This window comes from Natronotalea proteinilytica (assembly GCF_055379935.1).
In genome coordinates, this window is the sequence record NZ_AP043947.1 from 2,544,656 (window position 1) to 2,569,920 (window position 25,265).

At 58.5% G+C, this 25,265-nt stretch carries 18 protein-coding genes; 6 read left to right on the forward strand and 12 right to left on the reverse strand.

Going from position 1 to position 25,265, the window contains the following annotated elements; translation table 11 throughout:
• Window positions 1-38 precede the first annotated feature (38 nt).
• Both ACZ5AL_RS10225 and ACZ5AL_RS10230 read left to right on the forward strand, forming a co-directional pair.
• On the forward strand, window positions 39-1,220 hold the full coding sequence (locus ACZ5AL_RS10225; protein ID WP_464510271.1) for an N-acetylmuramoyl-L-alanine amidase family protein: 1,182 nt from the start codon (window positions 39-41) through the stop codon (window positions 1,218-1,220).
• A 107-nt stretch (window positions 1,221-1,327) separates the two neighbouring features.
• Window positions 1,328-1,885: a hypothetical protein gene (locus ACZ5AL_RS10230; protein ID WP_464510272.1), complete on the forward strand. Its 558-nt coding sequence runs from the start codon at window positions 1,328-1,330 to the stop codon at window positions 1,883-1,885.
• A gap of 262 nt (window positions 1,886-2,147) precedes the next feature.
• Here the strand turns inward: ACZ5AL_RS10230 and ACZ5AL_RS10235 are convergent, their stop codons facing one another.
• From ACZ5AL_RS10235 to ACZ5AL_RS10275, 9 genes are all read right to left on the reverse strand, one after another.
• The gene (locus ACZ5AL_RS10235) at window positions 2,148-3,008 is read right to left on the reverse strand and encodes an esterase/lipase family protein (RefSeq protein ID WP_464510273.1); all 861 of its coding nucleotides are present in this window, start codon (window positions 3,006-3,008) and stop codon (window positions 2,148-2,150) included.
• A gap of 720 nt (window positions 3,009-3,728) precedes the next feature.
• Window positions 3,729-4,316 carry a hypoxanthine phosphoribosyltransferase gene (gene hpt / locus ACZ5AL_RS10240; RefSeq protein WP_464510274.1) on the reverse strand — a complete coding sequence of 196 codons (588 nt, stop codon included), beginning with the start codon at window positions 4,314-4,316 and terminating at the stop codon, window positions 3,729-3,731.
• Between the two features lie 78 nt (window positions 4,317-4,394).
• Window positions 4,395-5,771 carry a tRNA lysidine(34) synthetase TilS gene (gene tilS / locus ACZ5AL_RS10245; RefSeq protein ID WP_464510275.1) on the reverse strand — a complete coding sequence of 459 codons (1,377 nt, stop codon included), beginning with the start codon at window positions 5,769-5,771 and terminating at the stop codon, window positions 4,395-4,397.
• A gap of 14 nt (window positions 5,772-5,785) precedes the next feature.
• Window positions 5,786-7,684, reverse strand: a complete 1,899-nt coding sequence (gene mutL / locus ACZ5AL_RS10250) for a DNA mismatch repair endonuclease MutL (protein WP_464510276.1) — start codon at window positions 7,682-7,684, stop codon at window positions 5,786-5,788.
• Window positions 7,685-7,693: 9 nt separating this feature from the next.
• Window positions 7,694-7,888 carry a hypothetical protein gene (locus ACZ5AL_RS10255; RefSeq protein ID WP_464510277.1) on the reverse strand — a complete coding sequence of 65 codons (195 nt, stop codon included), beginning with the start codon at window positions 7,886-7,888 and terminating at the stop codon, window positions 7,694-7,696.
• A 315-nt stretch (window positions 7,889-8,203) separates the two neighbouring features.
• The gene (locus ACZ5AL_RS10260; protein ID WP_464510278.1) at window positions 8,204-9,394 is read right to left on the reverse strand and encodes a thiolase family protein; all 1,191 of its coding nucleotides are present in this window, start codon (window positions 9,392-9,394) and stop codon (window positions 8,204-8,206) included.
• Window positions 9,395-9,436: 42 nt separating this feature from the next.
• Window positions 9,437-11,845: a 3-hydroxyacyl-CoA dehydrogenase/enoyl-CoA hydratase family protein gene (locus ACZ5AL_RS10265; protein WP_464510279.1), complete on the reverse strand. Its 2,409-nt coding sequence runs from the start codon at window positions 11,843-11,845 to the stop codon at window positions 9,437-9,439.
• Between the two features lie 418 nt (window positions 11,846-12,263).
• Window positions 12,264-14,171, reverse strand: a complete 1,908-nt coding sequence (locus ACZ5AL_RS10270; protein WP_464510280.1) for an AMP-dependent synthetase/ligase — start codon at window positions 14,169-14,171, stop codon at window positions 12,264-12,266.
• A 65-nt stretch (window positions 14,172-14,236) separates the two neighbouring features.
• The gene (locus tag ACZ5AL_RS10275; protein WP_464510281.1) at window positions 14,237-14,848 is read right to left on the reverse strand and encodes a TetR/AcrR family transcriptional regulator; all 612 of its coding nucleotides are present in this window, start codon (window positions 14,846-14,848) and stop codon (window positions 14,237-14,239) included.
• A gap of 263 nt (window positions 14,849-15,111) precedes the next feature.
• Between ACZ5AL_RS10275 and ACZ5AL_RS10280 the strand changes: the two genes are divergently transcribed.
• The gene (locus ACZ5AL_RS10280) at window positions 15,112-15,345 is read left to right on the forward strand and encodes a hypothetical protein (RefSeq protein WP_464510282.1); all 234 of its coding nucleotides are present in this window, start codon (window positions 15,112-15,114) and stop codon (window positions 15,343-15,345) included.
• A 92-nt stretch (window positions 15,346-15,437) separates the two neighbouring features.
• Here the strand turns inward: ACZ5AL_RS10280 and ACZ5AL_RS10285 are convergent, their stop codons facing one another.
• Window positions 15,438-17,384, reverse strand: coding sequence for a heavy metal translocating P-type ATPase (locus ACZ5AL_RS10285; protein ID WP_464510283.1), 1,947 nt, complete (start codon window positions 17,382-17,384; stop codon window positions 15,438-15,440).
• A gap of 188 nt (window positions 17,385-17,572) precedes the next feature.
• Here ACZ5AL_RS10285 and ACZ5AL_RS10290 point away from each other — a divergent pair, with 188 nt between their 5' ends.
• Window positions 17,573-18,247 (forward strand): hypothetical protein, encoded by a 675-nt coding sequence (locus tag ACZ5AL_RS10290; protein ID WP_464510284.1) that lies wholly within the window; start codon window positions 17,573-17,575, stop codon window positions 18,245-18,247.
• A 102-nt stretch (window positions 18,248-18,349) separates the two neighbouring features.
• On the opposite strand, the gene ACZ5AL_RS10295 is transcribed toward ACZ5AL_RS10290, so the two are convergent.
• Window positions 18,350-19,585: an Lnb N-terminal periplasmic domain-containing protein gene (locus ACZ5AL_RS10295; protein WP_464510285.1), complete on the reverse strand. Its 1,236-nt coding sequence runs from the start codon at window positions 19,583-19,585 to the stop codon at window positions 18,350-18,352.
• 109 nt (window positions 19,586-19,694) lie between these two features.
• Here ACZ5AL_RS10295 and nth point away from each other — a divergent pair, with 109 nt between their 5' ends.
• Both nth and gpmI read left to right on the forward strand, forming a co-directional pair.
• A complete protein-coding gene (nth, locus tag ACZ5AL_RS10300; protein WP_464510286.1) occupies window positions 19,695-20,543 on the forward strand; it encodes an endonuclease III in 849 nt (282 codons plus the stop codon).
• Window positions 20,544-20,600: 57 nt separating this feature from the next.
• The gene (gene gpmI / locus ACZ5AL_RS10305) at window positions 20,601-22,136 is read left to right on the forward strand and encodes a 2,3-bisphosphoglycerate-independent phosphoglycerate mutase (protein ID WP_464510287.1); all 1,536 of its coding nucleotides are present in this window, start codon (window positions 20,601-20,603) and stop codon (window positions 22,134-22,136) included.
• Window positions 22,137-23,089: 953 nt separating this feature from the next.
• Here the strand turns inward: gpmI and sppA are convergent.
• Window positions 23,090-24,889 carry a signal peptide peptidase SppA gene (gene sppA, locus ACZ5AL_RS10310; RefSeq protein WP_464510288.1) on the reverse strand — a complete coding sequence of 600 codons (1,800 nt, stop codon included), beginning with the start codon at window positions 24,887-24,889 and terminating at the stop codon, window positions 23,090-23,092.
• Window positions 24,890-25,265: the final 376 nt, after the last annotated feature.

The following is a 25,265-nucleotide window of genomic DNA, read 5'->3' on the forward strand; positions in this document are numbered from 1 at the left end:
TGCACATCACGATCCTCAGTGACATGATTTGGAATGCTATGCTGACTCGTTCCGCGATCTTAGGGATGCTTAGCGGTGTGCTGCTTCTTGGAATGCTGCTTCCTGATACAGCACATGCGCAAGTGCGTATCACCGACGTGATGATAGCAGAACGGTCTGATGAAAACGGCTTTGTGCTTCGCATCAGCGGCGACGAACGCATCAGCGCATTTGCCATGCCCGAGCATACCGGCAGCGACGTAACCTGGACGCTTTACGGCGCCGTGTTGGATGACGGCGTGGATCTACCCGCGAACGGTCCAATTCAACAGGTCGAAGCCCACCGCGATGCCGAACATCTCACGTTTCACCTAACGCTAGACGATGACACCCCCATGGCCGCCGATGCGTACCGCGACGGCTCCTCTGACGATATTTTGCTGAGCCTCTCGTACGTTGAAGACCAGGCCGAAGCCGTGGAAACAACCGAGCGCCATGCCAACAACATTGCTCAGTCGGCCCGCGAGCGCTGGAAGTTCGACACCATCGTCATTGATCCCGGCCACGGCGGCAAAGATCATGGCGCCACAGCCAACGGACTGCGCGAAAAAGATGTGGTGCTCAGCGTGTCGCTCAAACTGGGCGAGTACATCGAAGAGTACCTCGATGGGGTTGAAGTGCTGTACACGCGCACGACCGACGAATTTCTGGAACTGGAAGAGCGGGGGCAGTTCGCTAACGAACACGGTGCCAAGCTTTTCCTCTCCATTCATGCCAATTCGGCTCCCTCTCCGCATGCACGCGGCACCGAAACCTACTTCTTAGGCCCGTACAAGTCTGAATCGGCCCGTGAGGTGATGGAACGCGAGAACAGCGTTATCCGCTTTGAAGAAGACCCCGAAGTGTACGACGCGTACGATGACCAACGCCTGGTGCGCGAAACGCTCACGCAAAGCACCTATCTGCGCCAAAGCCAAGAACTGGCGGGCATGATTGAGCAGCAATTTGCTGAACGGGTACAGCGCAACAGCCGCGGAGTTAAGCAAGCGCCTTTTTACGTGCTCTGGGGCGCCTCCATGCCCGCAGTGCTTATTGAGCTTGGCTTCTTGAGTAATCCCACTGAAGCACGGTTTCTGGGAAGCGAACAAGGACAGGTATACATGGCCAGTGCCATCTTTCGCGCTGTGCGCGACTACAAAGAACAGTACGAACGGGGCATGATGCCGGTCGCCGGCGAGTAGCCCACCCGATATACCGATATACGGATTCGGCTCTTGCATACGAACCAACGGAAGCCATCCGTTATCCCTCCAGCTATCTTTCGCCCACTAATCTCTGATGTACATTTATGCGTGCTTCCTGGCCCCTTTGGATTGCTCTTCTTTCGTGCGTGCTTATCCTAACTGGATGCGATGAGGATCCGGAAACCATCGTTCTGTCTGATCCGAACACCCCCACCGCGTCTACCTTTACGTTCGAGTACGACCGCAGTGATGCCGAAAGCGGCACCGTAACCGTCACGTCGCAAGAAAACGATACCATCAGTTCGATCTTGCAGGAATTCGGGTTTGCGCGCGGCGATGTGGTAGATGCACGCGTGTCAGCGGCCAGAATGGAGCGCATCACACCGCCTACTGCGCGCCCGAAAGTGTTTGATTACCTGGGCTCGGTCGAGGTCTTTCACGGAGGCAGCACAACCGCCCCGCTCGTGGCGTTGCTGTCGCCCATCGACGACACCGCTGAGCAAGACCTCGATGTGGTCGACGATACCGACCTGACGAGTACCGTGCAGAATGGGGCGACTCCGCTCACCATGGAACTGCAGGTAGACGACCCCTCTCAAGTCCCGGAGAGTGGCGATGAGGTGCGCATCACCCTTACCTATCGCCTGGAAGTGCAGGAGTAGTGCTGTGTCACACCTGAATGGTATAGTCCAAAATTGTCATCGCGAGGAGGGAGCCCTGCGACTGACGCGGCGCTGGGCGTAGCCCGAGTACTCCTGGGATGCGATCTCATGCCGTGGATTGGGCGGCTGCACCCGGCCTGATGGCATGAGATTGCGTCGCTGCGCTCGCAATGACAAGATTGTGAGTTATTCTCGGTACGTTAGGGAAACATGCGTTACCCGAAGATTGACCTGTGACAGAGTATTGCTCGTTTCTATCCAGCTAAAATCCAGCCTGAACGAGGTCGGTGGCAATGCTAGCGTAAAACGTATTGGCATCGAAGGGCGTGCCGCCAAATCCGGCATCCATACCTACCTGGCGCACATGATCGGCGTTGATGGTGCCTTTAAAGGTGCCCCATTTCGCACTTTGCACCGAGACAAAGCCGTCGTTGGTGCCTTCTTCGTTATACAGCACGGTGTTCAAGTACCGCATGATGGGAGCCACAGGAATGTTGGTGCCGCGTCCGGCCTGTCCGGCATACGACCAGTACTGCACATCAGGATGGTCGGATACGTTGGGGTTGAAGCTGTGCTTCATGAACGACGGGGTGAGCTCGCGCACCGTTTGTAGCGAGTTGGCCGATCCGTCTTCGATAATATGGGTGCCCAACCAGTCGGCCATGTCGGCCATCCACGAGCGGACCGTATCGGGTTGTTCGAGCACAAAGTCAGCCAGGTAGGAGCCGCGGTGGGGCGTAGAAATCGTGACCAGGGCTGCAATACAATCGTGTAGCCCCATCTGACTAATCAGAAAGCGAGCGTCGAGTCCGCCCATGGAGTGGGCAATGACCGTAATCTTGTCGCTGCCTGTTTCGGCGCATACGTGCTGGATACGGGTTTTCCACATCTCGCAGCGGGCGCGCACCGTGTTGTAAGGAGCCACATTGGGGGCATACGCTCGCACCCCCCGCGAACGCAGGTACATGGCCTGGTCGTGCAGGTGGCCGCCCCGCATAAGGGAGCCGCCTACCCCGAAGCCGTGCATCATAACGATGGGCAGACGCGCCGGAATGATGGGCGGCTGCGGAAAAGCATCTAAACCGGTAAGGCGTTGTAGGGCCGAAGCGGGAAAGGTAGACATACAACCGGGCGCATTGTCGTGGAAAGGGCAGCAGGTGTTGCATCGTGCATAAACCATGCCCGGATTCGCAAAGTTGCCCCGCTATTGGGGCCGTCACAACAACGGTGCGGTTCAGCGGAGGTGGCGCCAACGAAGGTTGTAGGGACGCAGGAGCGTCCCATCAGGCGTGGCGACGCAGAGGGGCCGTAGGTCATGCCCTCTGGTGCATCGCCACGAGAGTCGGGGGCGGAAAATTGTGACAGGCAACGTAGCGACACGGCGCGCTGCTGGCTGCGATGTTCTATTCACTGCTCCTGCAAACAAAGCGCTTGCCAGCATACTGTTTTTCAGATGGTTAACCCCTCACCATTTTTCCCTCTTCCGGCGGGAGAGGGAGACCTGACTCGAGGGGATGGGTGTGGGGGCAGCGGAGTGGATCCTGAATCAAGTTCAGGATGACGTGTCGGGGGGACGGTGCTGGAGACGAAAGCTCCCTTTCAACTCGAACGCCACCTCCTCGAATGTCATCCAGATCCTGAATCGAGTTCAGGACAAGCAAGCGATTATCAACGATTATCACCATCTCAGGTTGTGTGCATAGACTAGCTCCCTGGGGAGAAGGCCAGGATGAGGGGGCGTCCAAATTCCTTTTTGGTACATCTGTTCCACTCTCAACCCCCCATCTCTCGTAGCAATGCATCAAGAACAGGACTTTAGGGCCTCTCGACGTTCCCCCTACCGTCAGGCATCATCGTCGTCGAGGATGTACACATGCGGCAGGTTGCGGGCAATCTGGCCGTAATCGAGACCATACCCGATGACATACAGATCAGGGATGTTGAACCCGATGTAATCCAGGCGCACATCGGTATCGTTCGAATCCGGCTTGTGCAAGAGCGTGACCGTGCGCAACGAGGCGGGGCGGTGGCCTTCCAGCAGGTTCAGGATGAACTCCATGGACAGACCGGTGTCTACGATGTCTTCCACCACAATCACATCGCGCCCCTCAAGGTTGGCATCAATGCGCTTCAGTTCAGTTACATCGCCGCTAGAGACTTTGGCATCGCCGTACGACGACAGCTTCATGAAGTCCACCTCACAATCGATGGTGATGTAACGCATCAGGTCGGCGGTGACCATGAATGCCCCGTTCAGCACACTCACAAGAATCGGCTGCCGTCCGGCATATTCTTCGCTGATGGCATCTCCCATTTCCTGGAGGCGCTCTTGAATCTGCTCGTCAGTCAGGTACAAACGAAAGCGTTCGTCTCTACACACAATCGTTTCGTCCGTCTCGGGGGGGGCGGTTTGGGTTAAGTCGCGAGTCACGGGGCAACAAGGGACTGGTGAATAAAGATGATTATGATAACATAGCAAGGCTCATCCCCAAATGGTAGTCCAAACTGACTATTCATTCGGGTGCCAGTGCAGGACCAACGCACGCTGCGTTTCAGGCGTAATGCGTACAGCATGGTGGAGTCGCTGTCCGACCACCCACACAATCCGCTTCTGATCCTCTACAACAAGGCTATACGGTTTCTCGTGGGGGGGCACGTGCGCGTTGGTAAGCACATCGCTTACGGATACATGCCCCTGCATGCCCAGCGGCCGCAAACGATCGCCCTCGTGCCAGGGGCGCACCGTTACAGGGGGATGCAGACGGTTGGCATCCATCACAGCTGTATGAGGCGGCATGAGATGCACCGCTTCGGGGGGAGGGCTGGTCCTCTTTACGTGCAGCGTTCCCGTTGAAAGCGACACGGCGGCTTCGTGCAGAGGAATCGACTGTGGCGTGGGCATTTCTGGTGGATCTGCCACAACCTCCAAATGGGTTCGGGTGCGCCACACGGTGCCTATCGCCACCTCCACCCGCCGCCCCACCTGAGCATCCACGAGCGCGGCGATTTCTTCAGCCATCGAGCGGGTTTGAGGCGCATCGGGCAGCGTACGCGCCAGCAGCTCTAGGCATAACTGTGTACGTACAACGAGAGCCGCCTCCTGCAGCACGTCAAGCGAAAGGCGACCACCGGTGGGCGTGTCGGTGTATCCGGCATTCATGCGAGCATCAATCAGTGGCTGCCAGTGCTGTTGCACGTACGCTTGCATCAGCGCGGCGGTGTCGGCCAGGCGAGCGGGGGCGGACTCGGTGATGTCGGCCAGCAGCGGAAGGACCTCGTGGCGAATCCGGTTGCGGCGGTAGGCGGTCGATTCGTTTGTCGGATCAGTGCGGTAGGGCACCTGGTGCGCCTCGGCATACGCCCGAATGGCAGACTTGGACACGTTCAATAGCGGGCGCAGCAGTGTGATGTCGGTGTTGGGCTGCAGGGGCCGGGCAATTGGCATTCCGGCAAGTCCTTTTGGACCGGCTCCGCGCAGCAGATTCAGCAATACGGTTTCGGCCTGGTCTTGCTGATGGTGCGCGACCAGCACGGCCTGGCTGCCGTGCTGGTGGGCTTGCTGGGCCATCTGAGCGTATCGCACCTCGCGTGCGGCCTCTTGCACGTTGCCGGAAAGCATATCGGCCTTGTGGATGTGCACGGGCCACGCCGGAACCGCTGCTGCAGCCCATCGGCGCACCAGCGCTTCATCGGAATCGGCACTGTCGCGGAGCCCGTAGTTGACGTGCACAATAACACCGCGCACACCGTGTTGGGCCAGTGCATGCACGAGCACCATCGAGTCGATGCCGCCGCTTACGCCGATCACCACCGGGGCGTCGGTCGCCTCTGGATGGTCGCGAAAGGCGGCAGCCAGCGCCTGCGGAATGCGGTCGGGGGAGGGCATGGATAGCAGCAGATTCAAGCTTTGCGCAACAGTGCGCCCACTTCATCGAGCGACAGACGAATGAGCGTGGGCGTGCCACTGGGATCGACGTAGGGGACCTCGCATGTCCACAGTGTATCGAGAAACGCCCGACGCTCTTCGGAAGCCCACTCCGATACGTTACCTACCGACTCGCGGGCGGCAAGCGTACGGGCCCACGCTGCATGGCGCTCTTCGGTAGCCGAGGTGGGAGCATCGTCGGTGGCCTTGAGCACAGCCCGAAACGCATCTACCGCATCATCGGCAGAGAGACTGGGGGGTGTCCCCTGCAGGGCCACCGTGCGTCCGCTCATGGCGCTTGCGTCGAAGCCGAGAGCCAGCAGGTCGTCTTGAAGGTCGGCAAAGCGCTCGGCCTCTTGCGCAGAAAGGTCAATGGTTTCGGCAAAGAGCAGTTGCTGCACCTCGCCGCTATCGGTCTCCAATCGCTGCTTGTAGCGCTCGTACGCAATGCGCCGGTGCGCTGCTCGTGGGTCAACCAGCATGAGTCCTTCATTGATTGGCACAAGCAAATACCGATTGTGCAACGCCCACACGGGTCCGTGCGATGCCGTTTCGGGCTGGTCGTCTGGGGAAGCGTCGGTGGGGCGGTTGGTGGAGGGCGAAGGAGATTGCTCCGTGGGACGATACAGCTTGTCGGTAAGTTGCCCCGGCGCTGAAGAGCGCGATGACTTGGGGGCAGGCGATGACCGGCGGGTTCCCCCTGATGACGGTGCCGATGATGAACTTGATGGTCTGCTGGAGGGGGAAGGAGCCGATCTGGGGATGGATGTATCGGTATCGGTGAAGGAGACGGAGGGGGGACTTGCGTTGCCGCTGTTGTCTGGCAGCGAGGGGGTACCCAATTGGTTTTTCAGGGCGGTGCGGATGGTGCCGCGGAGCATGCCGTAGATGCCTTTCTCGTCTTCAAAGGTGACCTCGGCTTTGGTGGGGTGCACGTTCACGTCAACGCGCTGCGGATCCATTTCCAGAAAGAGGGCGAAGAAGGGGAATGCCTTCTCGGGCAGCCAGTCGCCATAGGCTTTGCGGACGGCGTGGCTGAGGTAGCGGTCGCGGATGTAGCGGTCGTTGACGAAGAGGAACTGGTCGTCGCGGTTGCTGCGAAATTGCTGGGGGTCGTCGACCAGTCCCCAGACGCGCAGGTAGCTGGAGGCGTCGTCGACGGGGAGCAGGGCTTCGGCACGTTCGTCGGTCCACAGTTGGCGGATGCGAAAGCGCAGGCGCTCGACGCGGTCGTCGGCGGTGGCGGCCTCGCACTGCACGATGGGACGGTCCTGGTGGTGCAGCGTCAGGTGGATGCCGGGGTGGGCCAGGGCTTGCTGGTACACGGTGTCGGAGATGTGCTTCATCTCCGTGGCGTCGGTCTTTAGGAAGTTGCGGCGTGCGGGCACGTTGTAGAACAGGTTGCGCACGGCAATGGTGGTGCCGGTGGGGGTGGCGCAAGGGCGGTGGGTCTCGATGGTGCCGCCATTCACCTGCACCTGCGTGCCGACGTCGTCTTCGACGCGACGCGTTTTGAGTTCGACCTGGGCCACGGCGCTGATGGAGGCGAGCGCTTCGCCCCGAAATCCGAGCGTGCGGATGCGCTCCAGATCGTCCATGCCGCGAATTTTGCTGGTGGCGTGGCGCTGGAAGCAGCGGCGGGCATCGGCTCGACTCATGCCGGAGCCGTCGTCGGTGACCTGGATGAGCGTGCGTCCGGCGTCTTTTACGCGCACCTGGATGGAGGACGCCCCGGCATCGAGGGCATTCTCGATGAGTTCCTTCACGACGGAGGCCGGGCGCTGCACGACCTCGCCCGCTGCAATTTTGTTGGCGAGCACGTCCGGCATCTGCCGGATGAGGCCGTCGGTAGACGATGAAGAGTCGGCGTTCATGCGGGCGGGCTACAGCGAGAAGTAGATAAAGAGGCAAACGACGAGGAGGCCGAGCAGGTACAAGAGCGCCATGGGACTGCGCCGCTTACCGCCGCGCCGTCGCACGCGCATGCGGCGGCGGATGCTTTCGTCGTCCGACGGGTCGTAGCGGCGGGGTTCGTACCCATACTTGCGGGGTCCGCGTCCGGCAGAGAAAAGGCCCATGGGTTGTGCAGCGTGGGGTTTGGGAGTGCGTTGCGGCGTACGAACCGAAAGCCGTTTGCCCTCGTTCCGAGCGCTATGCTGCCGCGTACTTGACCGCATTATACCCGATCTGGTTGTACCGTTGCGGGTTGGCTTCCCTTCACGATACGAATGTCCTTCGTCAGTCGGCCTTCGGGCTCGTGTGGGTGTAGAAGGGTGGATGGGTGGACGGGTGGAAGTTTTCGTGCGAAGGTTATGCTGCACATCAAAAAAATGCCCCGACTCGTGGTGAGCCGGGGCGTTCTTGTGTAAATGAATCGAAGGCAACGCAGGGCGCTACGCATCCAGGTTTTCGATGATGCCTGCTGCGCCCATGCCGCCGCCTACGCACATGGTGCACAGACCGTAGCGGATGCCGCGGCGCCGCATTTCATGCAGCAGCGTTGCGGTGAGCTTGGCACCAGTGCAGCCGAGCGGGTGACCCAGCGCAATGGCTCCGCCGTTTACGTTCACGATCTCCGGGTCGAGGCCCGTTTCGCGGATCACCGCCACTGCCTGTGCGGCAAAAGCTTCGTTCAATTCGACGAGCCCGATATCGTCAAGCGAGAGCCCCGCCTGATTGAGCGCTTTCGGAATGGCCTCGACCGGGCCAATGCCCATCAGCTCCGGCGCTACACCGGCAACCGCAAAGCTTACGAGGCGGCCAATCGGGTCGGCGTCAAGCTCGGCGAGCTTCTTCTCGCTCACCACCACGGTAGCGGCGCCTCCATCCGAGCGCTGTGATGCGTTGCCTGCTGTAACACTGCCACCTTTGCGAAAGGCCGGGCGCAATCCGCCCAGCGCGTCCATGCTGGTGTCGAAACGCGGGCCTTCGTCGGTATCGAAGGTGGTCGATTGCTCGTGCACCTCGCCGTTATCGTACTGGCGGATGCTCACATCAAGCGGTACGATCTCGTCGTCGAAGCGTCCGCTCTGCACCGCGTCGGCGGCGCGCTCGTGCGAGCGCAGGGCGAACTCGTCCTGATCTTCGCGCGAGATGCCGTACTTGTCGGCCACGTTCTCGGCGGTGATGCCCATCGACACGAAGTAGTCGGGATCGGTCTCGGTGAGCTCCGGATCCGGCTGAAAGTAGAAGCCGCTCATGGGCACATGGCTCATGGATTCGGCGCCGCCCGCCACCATCACATCGGCCTGGCCCGTTACGATGGCTTGCGTGGCCATGGCAATGGTCTGCAGGCCCGACGAGCAGAAACGGTTCACGGTGGCGCCGGGCACATGGTCAGGCAGCCCCGCTTTCTGCGCGATGGCGCGCCCCATGTTCATGCCCTGAGGGCCTTCCGGAAAAGCGCAGCCCATGATTACGTCGTCCACATCGTCAGGCGAGAGGCCGTCTACGCGGGCGAGAGCTCCTTTGATGGATTCGGCGCCCAGTTTTTCGGGACGGGTGGTGCGCAGCGTGCCGCGATCTGCCTTGCCGACGGCGGTGCGCACACTGCTTACGATAAATGCTTCGTTGGTTGCTTGCATGGTTAAGTGCGTTGGATTTGTTAAGGGATGCGAGCGGGCGTCTTAATTCCGCAGCGGCTTATTGTGCTTCAGGATGTGCTCTACGCGTGCCTGGGTCTTCTCTTCACCCAGGAGACTCAAGAACACCTCGACCTCCAGATCAAGCAGGTACTGCTCGGCGACCTCTTGTGGTGCGCTCAGGTCGCCACCGGTCATCACGTAGGCGAGCTTGTGCGCCAGGAACTGGTCGTACTCGCTGATGTAACCGCCCTCTTTGTACTGATGCAGCGCTACGTCAAACGCGGCGCGTCCGGGTTCGCCCAGCACCTTGATGCGGTCGAGCGTGGGCGGGGGCAGGTAGCCTTGCTCGCTCTTGGCAATCGCCTGCTGCTTTGCGACGTGCAGGCGGCGCTTGTCGTGCATCACGATGGTTGTCTGCTCTGGCAAGATGCCGTTGTCGATCGCCTGGTGGGCGCTCTCGGCGACCTCAGCCATCGCGATCGTCTCAAAGTAATCGCGCAAGATCGCCTGGATGTCGCTCGGGTGGTCGCTCGCCGCGCGCTGGTCGGCCCACGCTGCCATGCGCATGGTGCCGGTACCCGCAGGAATCAACCCCACGCCCAGTTCCACAAGCCCGATGTAGGTTTCGAGCGAAGCCACCGGCTGTGGACACGCCATTGCCATCTCGCAGCCGCCGCCCAGCACCTTCTGGTGCGTGGCCACAACCACGGGCTTGGTGGCATAGCGCACCTTCTGGATCGTCTGCTGAAACTGCTTGATGTAGGCACCAATCGCCTGAAAGTCGCCCTGCATGGCCGACTCCGCCATCTCGCCCAGGTTGGCCCCCACGCTGAAGTTTTTGCCTTCGTTGCCGATGACGAGCCCGCGCAGGTTCGGGTTGTCCTCAACGTGATTGATGACCTCGTGCAGCCCGCGCATCACCTGCTGTCCGAGTGCATTGGCCTTCGAGCGGAACTCAAAGAGCGCCACGCCATCGCCCATGTCGAGCAGGGCCGCTTCGTCGTTCTGCCAGAGCGTGCGATCGGCATCGGTTTTTATGGATGCGAGTTTGAGTTCATCTGCCGGGGCCGCGTCGTCGATATAGGTGGCATCTGCTGGCCGATACACTTGCTTGGCCTCGCCATCGCTGCGATAAAAGGCCGTGTCATCGCGTCCGGCGAAGGAGCTTACCCAGTCGGGCAGGGTGTGATTGCTTTCGTTAAGGGCGTCGAGCACAGTCTCAAACCCCAGCGCATCCCACATTTCGAACGGGCCCATCTCCCAGCCAAAGCCCCACCGAATGGCACGGTCGACGTCGGCGGGGTTGTCGGTGATTTCGCCAATCCGGTTGGCGCTGTAGGCTAGCAGATCGAGCGTGGTTTCGCGGAAGAAGTGCCCTGCGCGTCCGTCATCGTTCCATAGCGCCTGCATGCGGGCCGTCAGATCGCCCGCCTTCTTGATCGCGCGGAGGTCGCCGAGGGCTTGCTCTTCAGCGGAAGTATATTCCAGCGTATCCGGATCGACCGACTTGATTTCGCCGTCGTCTTTGGTGTAGAAGCCAGCCCGTGTTTTCTGGCCAAGCTGTCCCGCATCCACAAGTTGTTGCAGCAGGTCGGGCGCTTGAAAGGCCTCGCGCTGCTCGTCGCCTTCGACCTTATCGTACAGATTCTGCGTCACATCGAGGAGCACGTCGAGCCCCACCAGGTCAGCGGTGCGGAAGGTGGCCGACTTCGGGCGCCCTACGAGCTTGCCCGTGAGCGTGTCGATCTCTTCGATTGTGTAGTCGCCCTCGGTGAAAAACCGGATAGCCTGCAACTGGCCGTACACGCCCACGCGATTGCCAATAAAGTATGGCACGTCGTTGGCGACCACGATGCTCTTGCCCAAGTGCACGCGTCCAAACTGTGCCACGCGCTCCACGAGATCGGGCGCGGTATCAGCAGTCGGAATCAGCTCAAGCAGCTCCAGGTAGCGCGGCGGATTGAAGAAGTGTGTGCCCAGAAAGCGCTGCTTGAACGCATCGGAGCGCCCTTCTGCAATCTCGTTGATAGGCAAACCGCTGGTGTTGGTGGAGATGACGGCATCGTCAGCGGCATGCTGCTCCACGCGTTCGTGGATGCTGCGCTTGATGTCCATGCGCTCGACCACCGCCTCAATGACCCAGTCGGCTTCGCCGATGCGTTCGAAATCGTCATCGAAGTTACCCAGCGTGATGCGCTCGGCTGCTTCGTCGTTCACAAATGGATCCGGACTCGCTTTGCGCGTTTGCTTAAAGCTCTTGTTGACAATGCTGTTGGAGTCGTCATCGCCTGCAATGTCGAGCAGATGCACGTTGAGTCCGGCATTGGCCAGGTGGGCGGCAATCTGTGCGCCCATGGTGCCTGCCCCCAGCACAGCCGCCGTACGAAATGGGCGGTGCGTGGTGGGCGTGGCCACCTTCAACGAGCGGGTGGATACGGATGTCGTTTCCATAAGACTGTTCGGGATGGGTGAGTAAGAGCGTCGGGATTTAATTTAGCAGACTTACTAGTAAGCCAGCAAAAATACGTTTACATCTTGTCATCGCGAGGAGGGAGCCTGCGACCGACGTGGCGATCTCATGCTTCCCGATTGGGCAGTGCCGCCCAGTTTGAAGGCACAAGATTGCACCCTAAAGGCACTTCCTCGCTGCGCTCACAGCGCCGCGTCGCTGGCGCTCCTCGCAATGACATGTTCAAAGGTTCTTTTGTGGAACCACTTAACGGTGTTAACCTACACATGCGCGTCATTAAATGGAAGCGCTTGCAGCCCGTTTCGTTAGGCTTCTATGTGGATTTCAGGAGGATCGGGATCGATCTGACAGGCTTTTGGGAGACCTGTCAGATCATCATCCGAATCATGTGTACGCGCACTACAGCGTAACGATAATCGTGTCTCGCTCGGTACGCGTTACGGTATCTTCGTCGGCTTCGTAGAGCGCTTCGATATCGTCGGCGTAGGTGTCTTGCACCACCGGGCGTTTTACCTTCAGTGTAGGCGTAAGCAAGCCCGACTCGGGGGTTAGTTCATCGGGGATAAGCACAAATCGTTTCACCGTTGACCAGTGATCCATGCCTTTGTTGGCTCCTTTCACCAGGTCATTCATGGCATTGTAGATCACACTGCTTTCTAGCAGGTCGGAGAACGACGCATCTTCATCGAGTCCTTGGCGCCGCGCGACGGCACGCACCTGGTCTTCGTTCGGGAAGATGAGAGCACTGCAGTACTTACGTCCGTTCCCAATCACTACGGCCTTATCGATCAGTGCCTCACTGCCCAGCGCGTTCTGAATCGGCTGTGGAATGACGTACTTGCCCGTTGACAGCTTGAAGAGCGACTTCTTCCGGTCCGTGATCATCAGGTTGCCTTTGTCGTCAAACTTCCCGATGTCGCCCGTATGGAACCACCCGTCTTCGGTGAGCACTTTCTTGGTTTTATCCGAGGCTTTGTAGTAGCCCTGCATCACATGCGGACCACGCGTCAAGATCTCATCGTCGTCGGCAATGCGCACCTCTACGCCCGGGAGGGGTTCTCCGACCGTGCCAGGTACATTGCGTTCGGGACGCGTAAAGCTGATGACGGGGCTGGTTTCGGTGAGGCCATACCCCTGCAGAATGGTAACGCCTGCAGCGGCCATAAGGTTAGCCAGGTTGGGCTGCAGAGCGGCGCCTCCAACCACAATATACTTGACCTCGCCACCGAGCGCCGCGCGCCATTTTTTGAACACAAGCTTATCCGCCAGTCCGAGTTGGGCTTTCTCAACCAGTCCGGGCTCTTTGGTCATGTCATAGTTTTGGGCGAGCCCGAGGGCCCAGCTTCCAATTTGGTGCTGCACCCCTGTCATATCCATGATCTTCTTTTGGATCCCGGCATATACTTTTTCCAACACGCGCGGGACCGACGCAAACGCAGTCGGCTTTACCTCGGGCAGGGCCTGGATCAGGTTGTCGGGGTGGGTGAAGTACACGCTGGCACCGATCCACATGAAGCCATACTGCAGCGCGCGGGCAAAAATGTGAGTTAGCGGCAAGAATGAGATAATGCGCTCGCCGCCGGCGGCCTTGTTCAGGCCCGACAATTCGTTGAGAGCCGTGGTCGCGTTAGACGAGATATTTTGATGAGTGAGCATCACCCCTTTCGGCATGCCCGTGGTGCCACTGGTGTAGATGAGGGTCGCCAGATCGTCAGGTTCAATCTGCTCGACCAACTCTTTAGCCGCTGCGGCACGGTCTGTGGTCGTGTTGCGCCCGGTTGTGCGCACCTCGTCCATTGTGTGGAGCGAGACGTTCTTGGACACATCTTCCTCGATGTTGCCATCCCCTTCGGCGAGGATTACGGTTTCGATGTTAGGCAGGTCATCGAGGATCTGGGCTGCCTGAGCGAGTCGTGTATTGTCGGCTACGAATAGCGCTTTTGCCTCCGCATGATCCATCACATAGGCCATCTGGTCGGGACCATGCGACAGGTAGATGGGCACGTCAATGAGGCCAGCAATAAGGCACCCCATATCGGCCAGACAAAAGTTGACGTCGCTTTCCAGCAAGAACGCCACCTTATCGCCACGCTCCAGTCCGAGCTCACGCAAGCCCAGCGCCAGTTCTTCGGATTGTACGCGAAAGTCGGGGAGCCCCATTGGGGTCCATTCGGCAGGGCCTGTGGGCTGATTAAACGAGCGCGGATTGGGGTACTGCTCGGCGGCCTCATACATGAGGTCGGGCAGCGTTTTGCCCAATACCGGTTCGGTGGATGACGGGGGAGCGGTATGTATGGGTCCAGGCATAGAAGTACAAAATCAGGTCTAAATCAGCGGGATACGAATTGTGTTGCTCGAAAAAAGCCGATCCATCATACGACGGAGCGGACGGTATAACTGCGCAGTGTTTGGCGGATGGCTGTTTCGATGAAGTCGTTGGGGTCGATGCGAATGTCAACGCGCTCGGCCAGAAGCAGCGACACGGTGCCGTGCAGCGATGCCCAAATGGTGCTAGCCGATACCCGTGCATCTTTGACCGTAAAGACGCCGCCTTCAGCCCCTTCCGCAAGCGCTTCCGCAATAATGTCCAGATTACGACGTGCCCGACGATACTTCTCGGCCGGATAGCGTTCCATCTGCTCAGGGCGCAGTTGAAACATGATTTCGTAATACTCTGGATTGTCTAGCCCAAACGTAATGAACTCCTTGCACAAGGCGCGGAGCCGGGCAACGGGCTGTTCGGGAAACTGCCCTACAATATCGGTAAACGCATCGTAAAGGCGTTGCATGCCCTCGTCAATGAGCGCATGAAGCAGGGCATCCTTACTTTCAAAGTGCAGGTAAATACTGGTTGCACTGTAGTCAATCGACTGCGCAATCTTGCGCATCGACAGGTTATGATACCCCTCTTTCACCAAAAGGCGGCGAGTGGTATCCAGAATGAGGCGGCGCAAATCGCCGTTCTTGTTAGCATCCATACTCATGGGCAAACTTCGGATCGACATACTTCATGGGGGCCGGACCGTCGCACACAAGCGAGCGGGGCACTACAAAACCGGGGAATGTACATCCGTAACGTACAACATACGTCATGGCATATTCAACCGTCCTGCACAAATTCGTTGCAGAAACATGAAGGATTCCATCAGATTCGCGGTGTTTATGCGCTTAATGCTGAACTCCACTTCCCGATTGGCTTTTATGAACAACGACTGTTCACCCTGCCTCCCTTGTCCGCTAAGCGCTTATGTCTGACCAAGCCCTTCCGCCGAATGAAGATCCGTCTACGCCTCAACCGCTTGGACGCACCGGTACGCGGTGGCTGGTGATTGGAATCTTTCTGCTGGCCACGATCACAGCATTCGGGAGCGCGTACATGCTGGTATCTACCACCGAGGCGGCGTTAGAAGAAGAGGATGCACCTGATACGACGCAGGTCGAAGACCGCCCCGATCCCCGTTTGGGCGATTTTGATAACTGAACAGGGCACCTATTTTCCGTGCGTTGTAAGCGATGGGGAGCGTCACAGCACCGCCGGGCTGGAACCGAAATGAAGACATGTCTGACTTCTGTTCATTCTTGAAAGCCGAGCAGGCGGAGTCCGTTTAGGCTGACAAGCACGGTAGACCCTTCGTGTCCGATAACCGCAAGAGGAAGGGGGAGTCCGGTCCAGAAAATTGCTGTGACCATAATGGCAATTGCGCCAAACGCAATGCCAAAGTTCAGGCGAAGCGTGCGCTGGGTCGCCTGACTCATGCGCAGGGCGTAGGGAATTTTAGTCAGATCATCTGCCATGAGGGCTACGTCTGCTGTTTCGAGTGCTACGTCGGTACCGGCACCTCCCATGGCCATGCCCACGCGTGCGGCAGCCAGTGCCGGGGCGTCGTTGATGCCGTCGCCAACCATAATAACGGGGCCGTAGGTCGCTTCCAGCTCGTTGAGTCGCTCCACTTTTTCTTCAGGGAGTAACTCGGCATAGTACGCATCAACCCCCACCTTTTCAGCAATCGCACGCGCTACCGTTTCGTTGTCGCCCGTCAGCATTACGATACGGTCAACGCCCAGTGTACGCAGCGCTTGAATGGTTTCTGCAGCCGCTGGACGCAGTTGGTCGGAGAAACCCATCCAGCCGAGTACATACATGCTGCTTTCCGTTTGGCGCACAACCAGTACGGCGGTGGTACCTGCCTCCTGCAGTTCATGGATAGCCACATGCGCATCGCTCATGCCCACAATGGAGCGATCTGCAAACCGATCCATTGCGTAGTAGCGAAGATTGCCAATATGGATAGTTGCGCCTTCTACCACAGCCTGCACCCCTTTGCCAACTTCTGAATCGAAGTCCGATGCTTCGGGAATCGTAAGCCCCTGCTCTTTTGCAGCTACCACGGTCGCTTCGGCCAAGTGGTGCTCTGAGCGCTGTTGTACTGCCGCGGCCCAGCGCAGCATATCTGCGTCCGATACGCTGTCGCCTTCGATCGTAACCCCGCCACGCGTCGCATACTGGGTAAGCACCGTATCACCGGTCGTAAGGGTTCCCGTTTTGTCAAACGCGACTGCTTTTATCGTGGCTGTGGCTTCTACGTAAGCGCCTCCCTTATATAAAATGCCATTGCGCGCGGCTCCAGCAATAGCTGAGAGCACGGCTGCAGGGGTTGAAATGATGAGTGCACATGGGGAGGCGGCCACCATGAGGGTCATCGCACGGTAGAACGCCGGATCCCACGCTTCGCCCCAGCCCCACACCGGCACGGCAACAAACAACGCGGTAAGCACCAACACGCCAATGGCATACGGCTGTTCAATGCGCTCTAACAATTGCTGAGTAGGGGCTTGACGACTCTGGGCCTCTTCTACCATGTTGATAAGCCGGGCAATGGTAGATTCGTGGACCGCGCGGGTCACCCGAATGTCGAGGCTGCCCGACGTATTGGTGGTACCGGCATAGACATCGGCCCCAGGGGATTTATCGATCGGCACCGATTCGCCTGTGACAGACGATTCATCTACGGTGCTCTCGCCGTCAATAACAGTCCCGTCGAGCGGAATCGTATCGCCGGGGCGCACCCGCACCGTCATACCGACATCGATGGCATCGAGGGGTTGTATCTCGGTGGAGCCGTCGTTGCCCACCACTTCGGCCTCGTCCGGACGAAGTGCCATGAGCTCGTGGATGGCACGGCGCGAGCGGCCCATGGCGTAGTCTTGAAGCACCTCCGAGAGGGAGAACAAAAACAGCAACATAGCGCCCTCAAACGGTGCATCGATAACGAGTGCACCTAAGGCGGCCAGCATCATCAGAATATCGATATCGATTTTGTGGTGACGTAGCGACTGAATGCTCGCCTTCGTGCCTTCCCAGCCGCCAAACACGTATGCCATGCCAAAGGCAATCCACATCGCCACAGACGGGCCTTCAAACCAGTCAAGGAGGCCGCCTGTCATCATTCCCACAAACGTAAGCGCAACAAATAGAGCTTCGCGGGTGAACGTATGTGCAGAGGTAGAGGAAGTAGACATACACGGCAAGGCACAGTGAAGCAGAGAGGATGGAAGAACGAATACAGAAAGAGGCAACTGCACGTTCAAGGGTTTCGGCATGCGCAATTGGAAGCCGCTTCTAAATGTATGGTTCTCATTGGTTGTATATGATGAAGATGCTTGCTAACTTAAAGATGGTTCATATCTCAATTAGATATCTTATGTGTATGTCTTTACGCAAGCAGTTGAGTCCGTATGTGTTGTTTGGAGGGGTACTTCTTTTGGTAGGCATCGGGCTGGGGATGATAAATCCTGTGGCCGCGCAAGGGTCTGATGGACTCCGCCCGATACCGTCACCTGCCCCGGGATCTTCGTCTGCTGATTGGTCGAATCGATTTCAGTTCTCTCATGCAGAAGGACGAGCGTTTTTGTCTACCGTAGTGCCTATGACCGCTGGTACGCTAACGATGGCTATTGACGGGGCAGTGCGCGACGACCCACGCCTGAGGGGGCCGGTTACCCTTGCGGGGGCGTGTCTAGCGGCACTCGGAGTTGCTGTTGGGCCGTCGATGGGAATGTGGTGCGTGGACGAGGACCTTGCTACCCCGGCTTGGGGAAGTCTAGGCGTGCGTACAGCAGGAATTGGAGCTATTGGATTTGGCATCTGGCAGGCCGGTCGAGATCGAGATGATGCCGGCATAGTGGGTGTCGCCTTGTATCCACTTGCGTTAGCCATATACACACTTCCCGGTATTGCGCTTACAACCGCCGGGGTCTACTGGGCGCGTTCAGAGACGCCCGACCGCCTGTGTGAAAGCGCCGAACAACGGGCCCAGATTCAGCTGCAGCCTCACACGGACGCCACTGGCGGGCACGGGCTGGCTCTTCGTGTGCAATGGTAAGCTTTTGAAGGGAGAGGGCTCTACCTTTCAACCCCCTCCTCGCGATGACAATTTTGGCCTCTACCCGTCAGGTGTGACACAGCAATAGTGCCTCGGCACAGCTTACTCGGCGGTGCGAGGCGCCGGTCCGCTCACACGCCAGGCCGCGCGAAGCACAACCAGCAACAGCACCGGAATAAGACCAGTGTAGAGCGTCTGCGTCCAGAACGGCCAGCCTGTTAGCAGAGCAAGTGCCGCGACAGCCGTGACGCCCCAGTACCCATGGCGCAGCCAGCGTGGTACCGCCTTATCGCCCACCAGAAACGCGGCCAGCATGTGCGTGGGCAGCGCCCAGAGCAAATTCAGGTTCTGATTGGTAACCTCGTGCAGACTGATAAACCAGAGGAAAGCCAAGATCAGCCCGGCTCCGCCCAGCACAAACAGCAGCCCCTTATCGAAGCGATCCATCCAGGGGGTGCGTGTCCCGCGCTGACGTTCTGCTGCAGTGCCCACCAACCCGACGGCAAAAACCAGCCACAGCATCAGCGTAGGCCAGGGAAACGACGGATCATCATGTGGATGCGTGTAGCCGTCGATCCAGAGAAGGGTGTCCGTTTCTGCCACGAGCGAACGCCGCCCGTCGTCATCGTCGATGTAGGTATGATCGGCGGCCTCCATCAGGAAGTCGGGTAGAAACATCGCCTCGCGCGCAGTCACGTCCCGATCTACCTCTTGGCCCAGCGCCAGGTAGAAGCCGAATGTCGTCCACGGGCGGTCTTGCACGTACAGATCCAGCATTTCGCGGAAGGTGTAGCCCGGCTCGGGAGCCGCCGAGGCATCGAACTCCGCTCCCCACTCATCTTCAAACGCGTCGCGGATGCGTGTGGAGCAGTTGTCGAACAGAAAATCGTACCGGTAGACCCGGTTTTCGGGCTCTGCATTCCACCGTAGAAAGTCGACCAGCGTATCCCTCTGTTCGGCAGACAGATCGAGCCTTTGTTCAATCACCGGGCGTTCGCGCTGCTCGTACAGCCGCAAAGCACGCGGGAAGGAGGCCACGCTCAGGTAATAGTCAAGTTGACCGTACAAGAACTTCGGAATGAACCAGTCATCGAACTGAAACGTGCCGTAGTTATAAAGTCGGTCGGTACCTTGCACAGGGTCATGAACGCGGAGAGCACTGTGACCAAACGCTTCGTACACATCGGCACCGGGCAGAATGGTGATGAGCGTAACCTCTGCCTCATCAGACAGATCCGCCCCAAGCGTCCCCCGTGCCCCCGGCTCACCATGTGCCACGTGGATACCTACCACGCTAAGAATCGATATCGTTAAGAGCACCCGAGAAACCCAGCCCATAGCTTGCTCATTGTGATACGCGTTGTGTACTGCGGACTGTCAACGGAGGGGGAGTCGTACAGTTCGTGATGCACCGTTTCGCTACGCATCCATAACGTTGTTTTTATCTGTGGGACGCACCGAACGCGCACGCCGCACCCTTTCGCGCCTCCGAGAGGCCATCGACCGCCCCGAAACCGAACTACAATACGACACCCCCTACGAGCTCTTGGTGGCTGTTATCCTCTCGGCCCAATGCACCGACGAGCGCGTGAACAAAACCACGCCCGCCCTCTTCGAGGCGTTTTCAACGGTTGAAGAAATGGCCGAAGCCGAGGCCGAGGATATCTACCCCTACATTAAGTCGGTCACCTTCCCCAACAACAAGTCGGGCTACCTCGCCAACATGGCCCGGCAGGTGTGCGATACGTTTGACGGGGACATCCCCGAGTCGGTAAGCGATCTGCAAACGCTCACCGGCGTCGGGCGCAAAACAGCCCAAGTGGTGGCCAACGTGGCATTCGACGTGGACGCCCTTCCGGTGGATACGCATGTGTTTCGCGTGGCTAACCGCATTGGATTGGTAAAACGGAATGCGGATACGCCAAAAAAAGTAGAGCAACAACTCAAGCGGATCCTGCCGCGCAACGATTGGGGGGATGCGCATCATCTGCTTATTTTGCATGGCCGCTACACCTGCACCGCCCGCTCGCCCTCGTGCAACGAATGCGCGCTTACCGACCTGTGCGATCATTATGCGCGGCTGCAGCGCCTACCCGACCCGCGTCCCGACCTTAATGCCGACCAGGGTACGTTTTACTGCCGCACGTGCGATTCCTACTTCGACGAGCCAGCAACCCACATCGACCGGTACAACATGGAGCAAACGGCCTGCCCGTACTGCGGCTCGATGATGGTCTTTCGCACCCGCGACGGAAAGCCCACCAAGCAGCCGCTCGACTTTCGCGTGAACGGGTAAGCCCCGGCATCGCGTTTTCTGTGCCATGAATCGTTCTTTTTACACACCACCCTGCTTATGACGCCTTCTGAAAAACACCTACTGCTCATTCTCGATGGGTACGGACTCGCTGAAAATGAGGCCGTGAGCGCCATTTCTGCGGCAGACACCCCGTATCTCGACCAGTTGTTCGATGCTCACCCGCATGCCACGCTCGACGCTTCGGGCGAGGCCGTGGGCTTACCCAACGGGCAGATGGGCAACTCTGAGGTTGGCCACATGAATTTGGGAGCCGGACGCGTGGTGTATCAGGAGATTACACGCATCAACAAGTCGATTCGGGACGAGTCGTTCTACGAAAACGAGCCGCTGGTGCAGGCTGCACGCCACGCCAAGCGTGGCAACAAAAAGCTGCACCTGTTGGGCTGCTTCTCGGATGGCGGCGTGCACAGCCATGTAGATCATCTGTACGCGTTGCTCGAACTGGCCAAGCGCGAGGGCCTCGACCGCCGCCAGGTGTGCGTGCACGCATTCACCGATGGCCGCGATACCGATCCGCACGGCGGCACCGACTACGTGTGGGAGTTTCAACAACGTGCCGACCGGATTGGCGTGGGGCGCATTGTGTCGATTGTGGGGCGCTACTACGCGATGGACCGCGATGAGCGGTGGGACCGCACCGAGCGCGCGTATCAGCTGCTTACTGAAGGCGAAGGGCGTGTCTTTTCAGACCCGGTAGAGGCGCTGCAGGACAGCTACAGCGACGGCATCACCGACGAGTTTGTGGAGCCGCGCCTGATCAACTACCCCGACCGTACGCGCACCCGCATTGCCGATGGCGATGCCGTCATCTTCTTCAACTTCCGTGGCGACCGGGCGCGTCAGATCACACGCGCCTTTACCGAACCCGGCTTTGACGGCTTTAACCGTGGCGATGCGCTCGATCTGGAGTACGTCATCTTTTCGCCGTACGACGAGACCTTTGATCTGCCGGTAGCCTTCCCGAAGCTAAACCTCGAAGATACGCTCGGCGAGGTCATCGCCGATGCCAACAAGCCCCAACTGCGTGCCGCCGAGACCGAAAAGTATCCGCATGTAACGTACTTCTTCAGCGGTGGACGCGAAGAGCCGTTTGATGGCGAGGAACGAATCCTGGTGCCTTCTCCCAAAGTAGCCACCTATGATTTACAGCCCGAAATGAGCGCGCCTGAATTGGCCGAGCAGGTGGCCCAGGGCCTGTCTGATACCGACTATGCCCTGGCGGTTGTCAACTTTGCAAATCCGGATATGGTGGGCCACACCGGCGACTTTGATGCTACCGTAGCCGCAGTGGAAGCGGTGGATGCTGCCACTCGAACCGTCGTAGAGGCCGCCCTTGAAGCCGAATACACGCTCAGCCTCATTGCCGATCATGGCAACGCGGACAAGCTCAAGAACGAGGACGGAAGTCCCAACACCGCTCACACCACCGCGCTGGTGCCGCACCTTATCATCCACGACGATGTGGTCTCCATCAAGGATGGAAAGCTGGGCGACGTAGCCCCGACGATTCTTGCGCTCCTGGGCATGGACGCGCCTGAGGCAATGACAGGGTCTGTACTGGTGGATGTGTAGTGCGCTGTTACACCTGAATGTTAGGGGCCAAAATTGTCATCGCGAGGAGGGAGCCCTGCGACTGACGAGACGCTGTGAGCGTAGCGAACGAGTACTCTTGGGGTGCGATCTCATGCCGTGGATTGGGCGGCTGCCTCCGGTCTGATAGCATGAGATTGCGTCGCTGCGCTCGCAATGACAAGATTGTGAGTTATTCTCGGTACGTTAGGCGCACATGTGTTACCCGAACATTGACCTGTGGCACAGCAGTAGAACTCAATCTTCGGGTTGCAACACCCCTACTTTAATGATGTCATCTTGAGCGGAGCGACTCCGCCTAGGAGACGCGGAGTCCTGACACGAGCGGAGCGACTGACGAACGCAGTGAGTAAAGATCTCCCTCGAAATGAGCAGGGCCGCTCGATCGATCAGAGCCTGCTGAGCGTCGGGGAGATGGTTCGACGTGCTCCGGGCTGGGCCCGTCGCGTGCACTCTAAAAGCACTTCTTCCCTGCGGTCAGGGCGCTCACCATGACAGGTTTTTTGGAAGGGGGCTGGGATACAGAGTTTCGGACGGTCTCCATACCCTAACAATCAGGTGTGACAAAACAGTAGTGCGCTGTCATACGTCAATGGTTGGGGGCTGAACCAATACCTCCCCACCCACCGAATACTCGACGCGATGTACAACAGGCATGACCTTCGGCCCCTCTGCGTCGCGACGAAGCAGTAGACGCTCTGCGTCCGGTTACGCCTGCAGCATGCTTCGTTTCCAGCAGGCGCATGTTTTTGATTAGGACGCTGGAGCATCCCAACGAGCGTGTCGACGCGGAGCATCGACACGAGAAATCGCAGACTTGGATGTGTAGTGCAGTCTTGTTAAGACGCGCTCCAGTAGCCAAACAAAACAAAAGGGACGCATCCGTTGTGGATGCGCCCCTTTCTTGCTTGGTGCCAGGGTGTGTGCGTGACAGCTTACTCAAACCGGATATCCACAGGTAAGCGGGCCTGGATGGTGCCGTGTGTGCCGATCATGCGCTGCAGCGCCTCTTGCTGCTCGATCCACTCGCGCTCAATCGGAGTGGTGTTCCAGCGCATCAGTTGGCTGTGCGCACTGGCGCTGAACGACTCACTGAAGCGCTCGATGAACGTTTTCGGGCGGGGCAATATCTGAATGCGATAGGGGCCCTCGCCCATCTCGGCAGCTTCCGCAGCCCGCTCAATGGCATGGCTTAGCCCGCCAATATCATCAACCAACCCCACTTCTTTAGCATCTCGACCCGACCACACACGTCCGGCAGACACCGCTTCGACATCGGCCCGCTCCATGTTACGTCCGTCGGCAACGCGCTGCAAGAAGGTATCATACGTACGATCGAGGCTTGCCTCTAGACGCTCGCGCTGATCGCCCGTAAACGGCTTCAGGCCTGAGTATATATCGGCGTACGGACTCGTTTCGACCCCGTCGAACGTCACACCTAACTGATTTTCGAAAAATGACCCTGTATTGAACAACAGCCCGAAGACGCCAATGGACCCCGTGATCGTGTTCTCTTGTGCCACAATATCGCTCGCGCCAACGGCCAAGTAGTAGCCGCCCGAGGCTGCTAGGTCGCCCATGGAGATGACCACCGGCTTCTCATCAGCGGCCCGCTGGATGGCACGCCACATCACCTCAGAGGCTGCGGCGCTTCCACCGGGCGAGTTCACACGCACCACAATGGCTTGGATATCACTACTGGTACGGGCCTGGTCAATGGCATCGACAAACGTCTCGGATCCTACTGAAGCCCCCGTGCCGCCAAACGGATCGTCTTGGCTTTTGCCTGGCACAATGTTGCCCTCGGCATAGACCACAGCAACCGACCCTTCGGCCGTCACCTCTAGTCCTGCATCGCTGGCGGGTACATTAGCATAGCGATGCACCGGCACCGTATTTAGCGACCCGCTCACCCCTAGCTCGTCCTCAATAAACCCTTCAATCTCATCCGGATACCGCAGTGCATCGATCAAGCCTGCTTCAAGCGCCGACTCCGAATCCAGGATTGGATTTTCAGTCGCAATGCGCTGAATTTCGTCTGCCCCAAGTCCACGGCCTTCACCAACCCCTCGGTTAAACTGATCGTTTTGCGACGACAGCAATTCGGAGAGCTGAAGCTCGTTCTCCTCAGACAGGTCCTCACGTTCGAAAGGTTCAACGGCCGACTTAAAGTCGCCCACGCGTACAATCTTCGGTTCGATATCCAACCGCTCCAGTGCATTACCAAAGAACGGCTGGGTGATGTAGAAGCCATTCATTTGGAAGGGCGAGATGGGCGGCATGAACACATGATCTGCCGCACTGGCTAGATACAACCCTTGCTCATTGATCCCGGCATCGGTTCCCGAGGCAAACACGGGCTTGCCACTTTCCTTGAACGTCTCAATGCTTTCACGAATATCGCCGAGGCGCGCCCATCCAGATCCGGCACCACGTACACGAAGCCAGACGCCTTCAATGCGATCGTCAGCGGCAGCTTTGCGGAGAGCGCTATTCACATCGGTGAGGTCAAACTTAGGGGCTTCCCCAAAAGCTTGGGCCAATGGGTCAGAAGCGGCTCGTTCGGGCACAGGACCGGATAGATCAATCTTGAGCACCGATTCTGAAGCAACCGATGGGGTGGGGTCGGCCGATAGGCTAAGCGCAAAAATAAAAAGAATGAGAAACACGAAGATCGCACCTAAGGCAAGCAGTGTACCCAGTACACTGGCCAAAAGTGTAGAAAGAAACCGCATAGGATGGACGCGTTAGGGACAGGGGTGAGCAGCATCGAAGGGCGGCTACAGCCCGCAGCAATGCATATCATTGCCACGCACCATCAAAGAAGCCGCTACAGCACATGCAGACGAAGGAAGCAAAAGAAACTCCCATTGGCATGCGTAAGTACGTACGATACGATAAAAGTTGCACCGAATGCAATGGTGGCGGCGCTCTAACCTTCCTTTTTGCGAAACGATTATACGAGCGCTCCCTTTAGGCATCTGGCGTGCCTCAATACCTCAACGCGTATCCCTTAAGGGAAGCGCGCCCACACGCTACTTGATAGACGAACCTGTGTTGCATGCTGTGTGGAGGGGGCGTGGTTAATCATAGAGCTTGATTGATCATAGA

Bases quoted from the DNA above. Each gene is read 5' to 3' on its own strand.
- ACZ5AL_RS10225 (WP_464510271.1), top strand. From the start codon at position 39: ATGCTGACTCGTTCCGCGATCTTAGGGATGCTTAGCGGTGTGCTGCTT.
- ACZ5AL_RS10230 (WP_464510272.1), top strand. From the start codon at position 1,328: ATGCGTGCTTCCTGGCCCCTTTGGATTGCTCTTCTTTCGTGCGTGCTT.
- ACZ5AL_RS10235 (WP_464510273.1), bottom strand. From the start codon at position 3,008: ATGTCTACCTTTCCCGCTTCGGCCCTACAACGCCTTACCGGTTTAGAT.
- tilS (WP_464510275.1), bottom strand. From the start codon at position 5,771: ATGCCCTCCCCCGACCGCATTCCGCAGGCGCTGGCTGCCGCCTTTCGC.
- mutL (WP_464510276.1), bottom strand. From the start codon at position 7,684: ATGAACGCCGACTCTTCATCGTCTACCGACGGCCTCATCCGGCAGATG.
- ACZ5AL_RS10255 (WP_464510277.1), bottom strand. From the start codon at position 7,888: ATGGGCCTTTTCTCTGCCGGACGCGGACCCCGCAAGTATGGGTACGAA.
- ACZ5AL_RS10260 (WP_464510278.1), bottom strand. From the start codon at position 9,394: ATGCAAGCAACCAACGAAGCATTTATCGTAAGCAGTGTGCGCACCGCC.
- ACZ5AL_RS10265 (WP_464510279.1), bottom strand. From the start codon at position 11,845: ATGGAAACGACATCCGTATCCACCCGCTCGTTGAAGGTGGCCACGCCC.
- ACZ5AL_RS10270 (WP_464510280.1), bottom strand. From the start codon at position 14,171: ATGCCTGGACCCATACATACCGCTCCCCCGTCATCCACCGAACCGGTA.
- ACZ5AL_RS10275 (WP_464510281.1), bottom strand. From the start codon at position 14,848: ATGAGTATGGATGCTAACAAGAACGGCGATTTGCGCCGCCTCATTCTG.
- ACZ5AL_RS10280 (WP_464510282.1), top strand. From the start codon at position 15,112: ATGTCTGACCAAGCCCTTCCGCCGAATGAAGATCCGTCTACGCCTCAA.
- ACZ5AL_RS10285 (WP_464510283.1), bottom strand. From the start codon at position 17,384: ATGTCTACTTCCTCTACCTCTGCACATACGTTCACCCGCGAAGCTCTA.
- ACZ5AL_RS10290 (WP_464510284.1), top strand. From the start codon at position 17,573: ATGTCTTTACGCAAGCAGTTGAGTCCGTATGTGTTGTTTGGAGGGGTA.
- ACZ5AL_RS10295 (WP_464510285.1), bottom strand. From the start codon at position 19,585: ATGGGCTGGGTTTCTCGGGTGCTCTTAACGATATCGATTCTTAGCGTG.
- gpmI (WP_464510287.1), top strand. From the start codon at position 20,601: ATGACGCCTTCTGAAAAACACCTACTGCTCATTCTCGATGGGTACGGA.
- sppA (WP_464510288.1), bottom strand. From the start codon at position 24,889: ATGCGGTTTCTTTCTACACTTTTGGCCAGTGTACTGGGTACACTGCTT.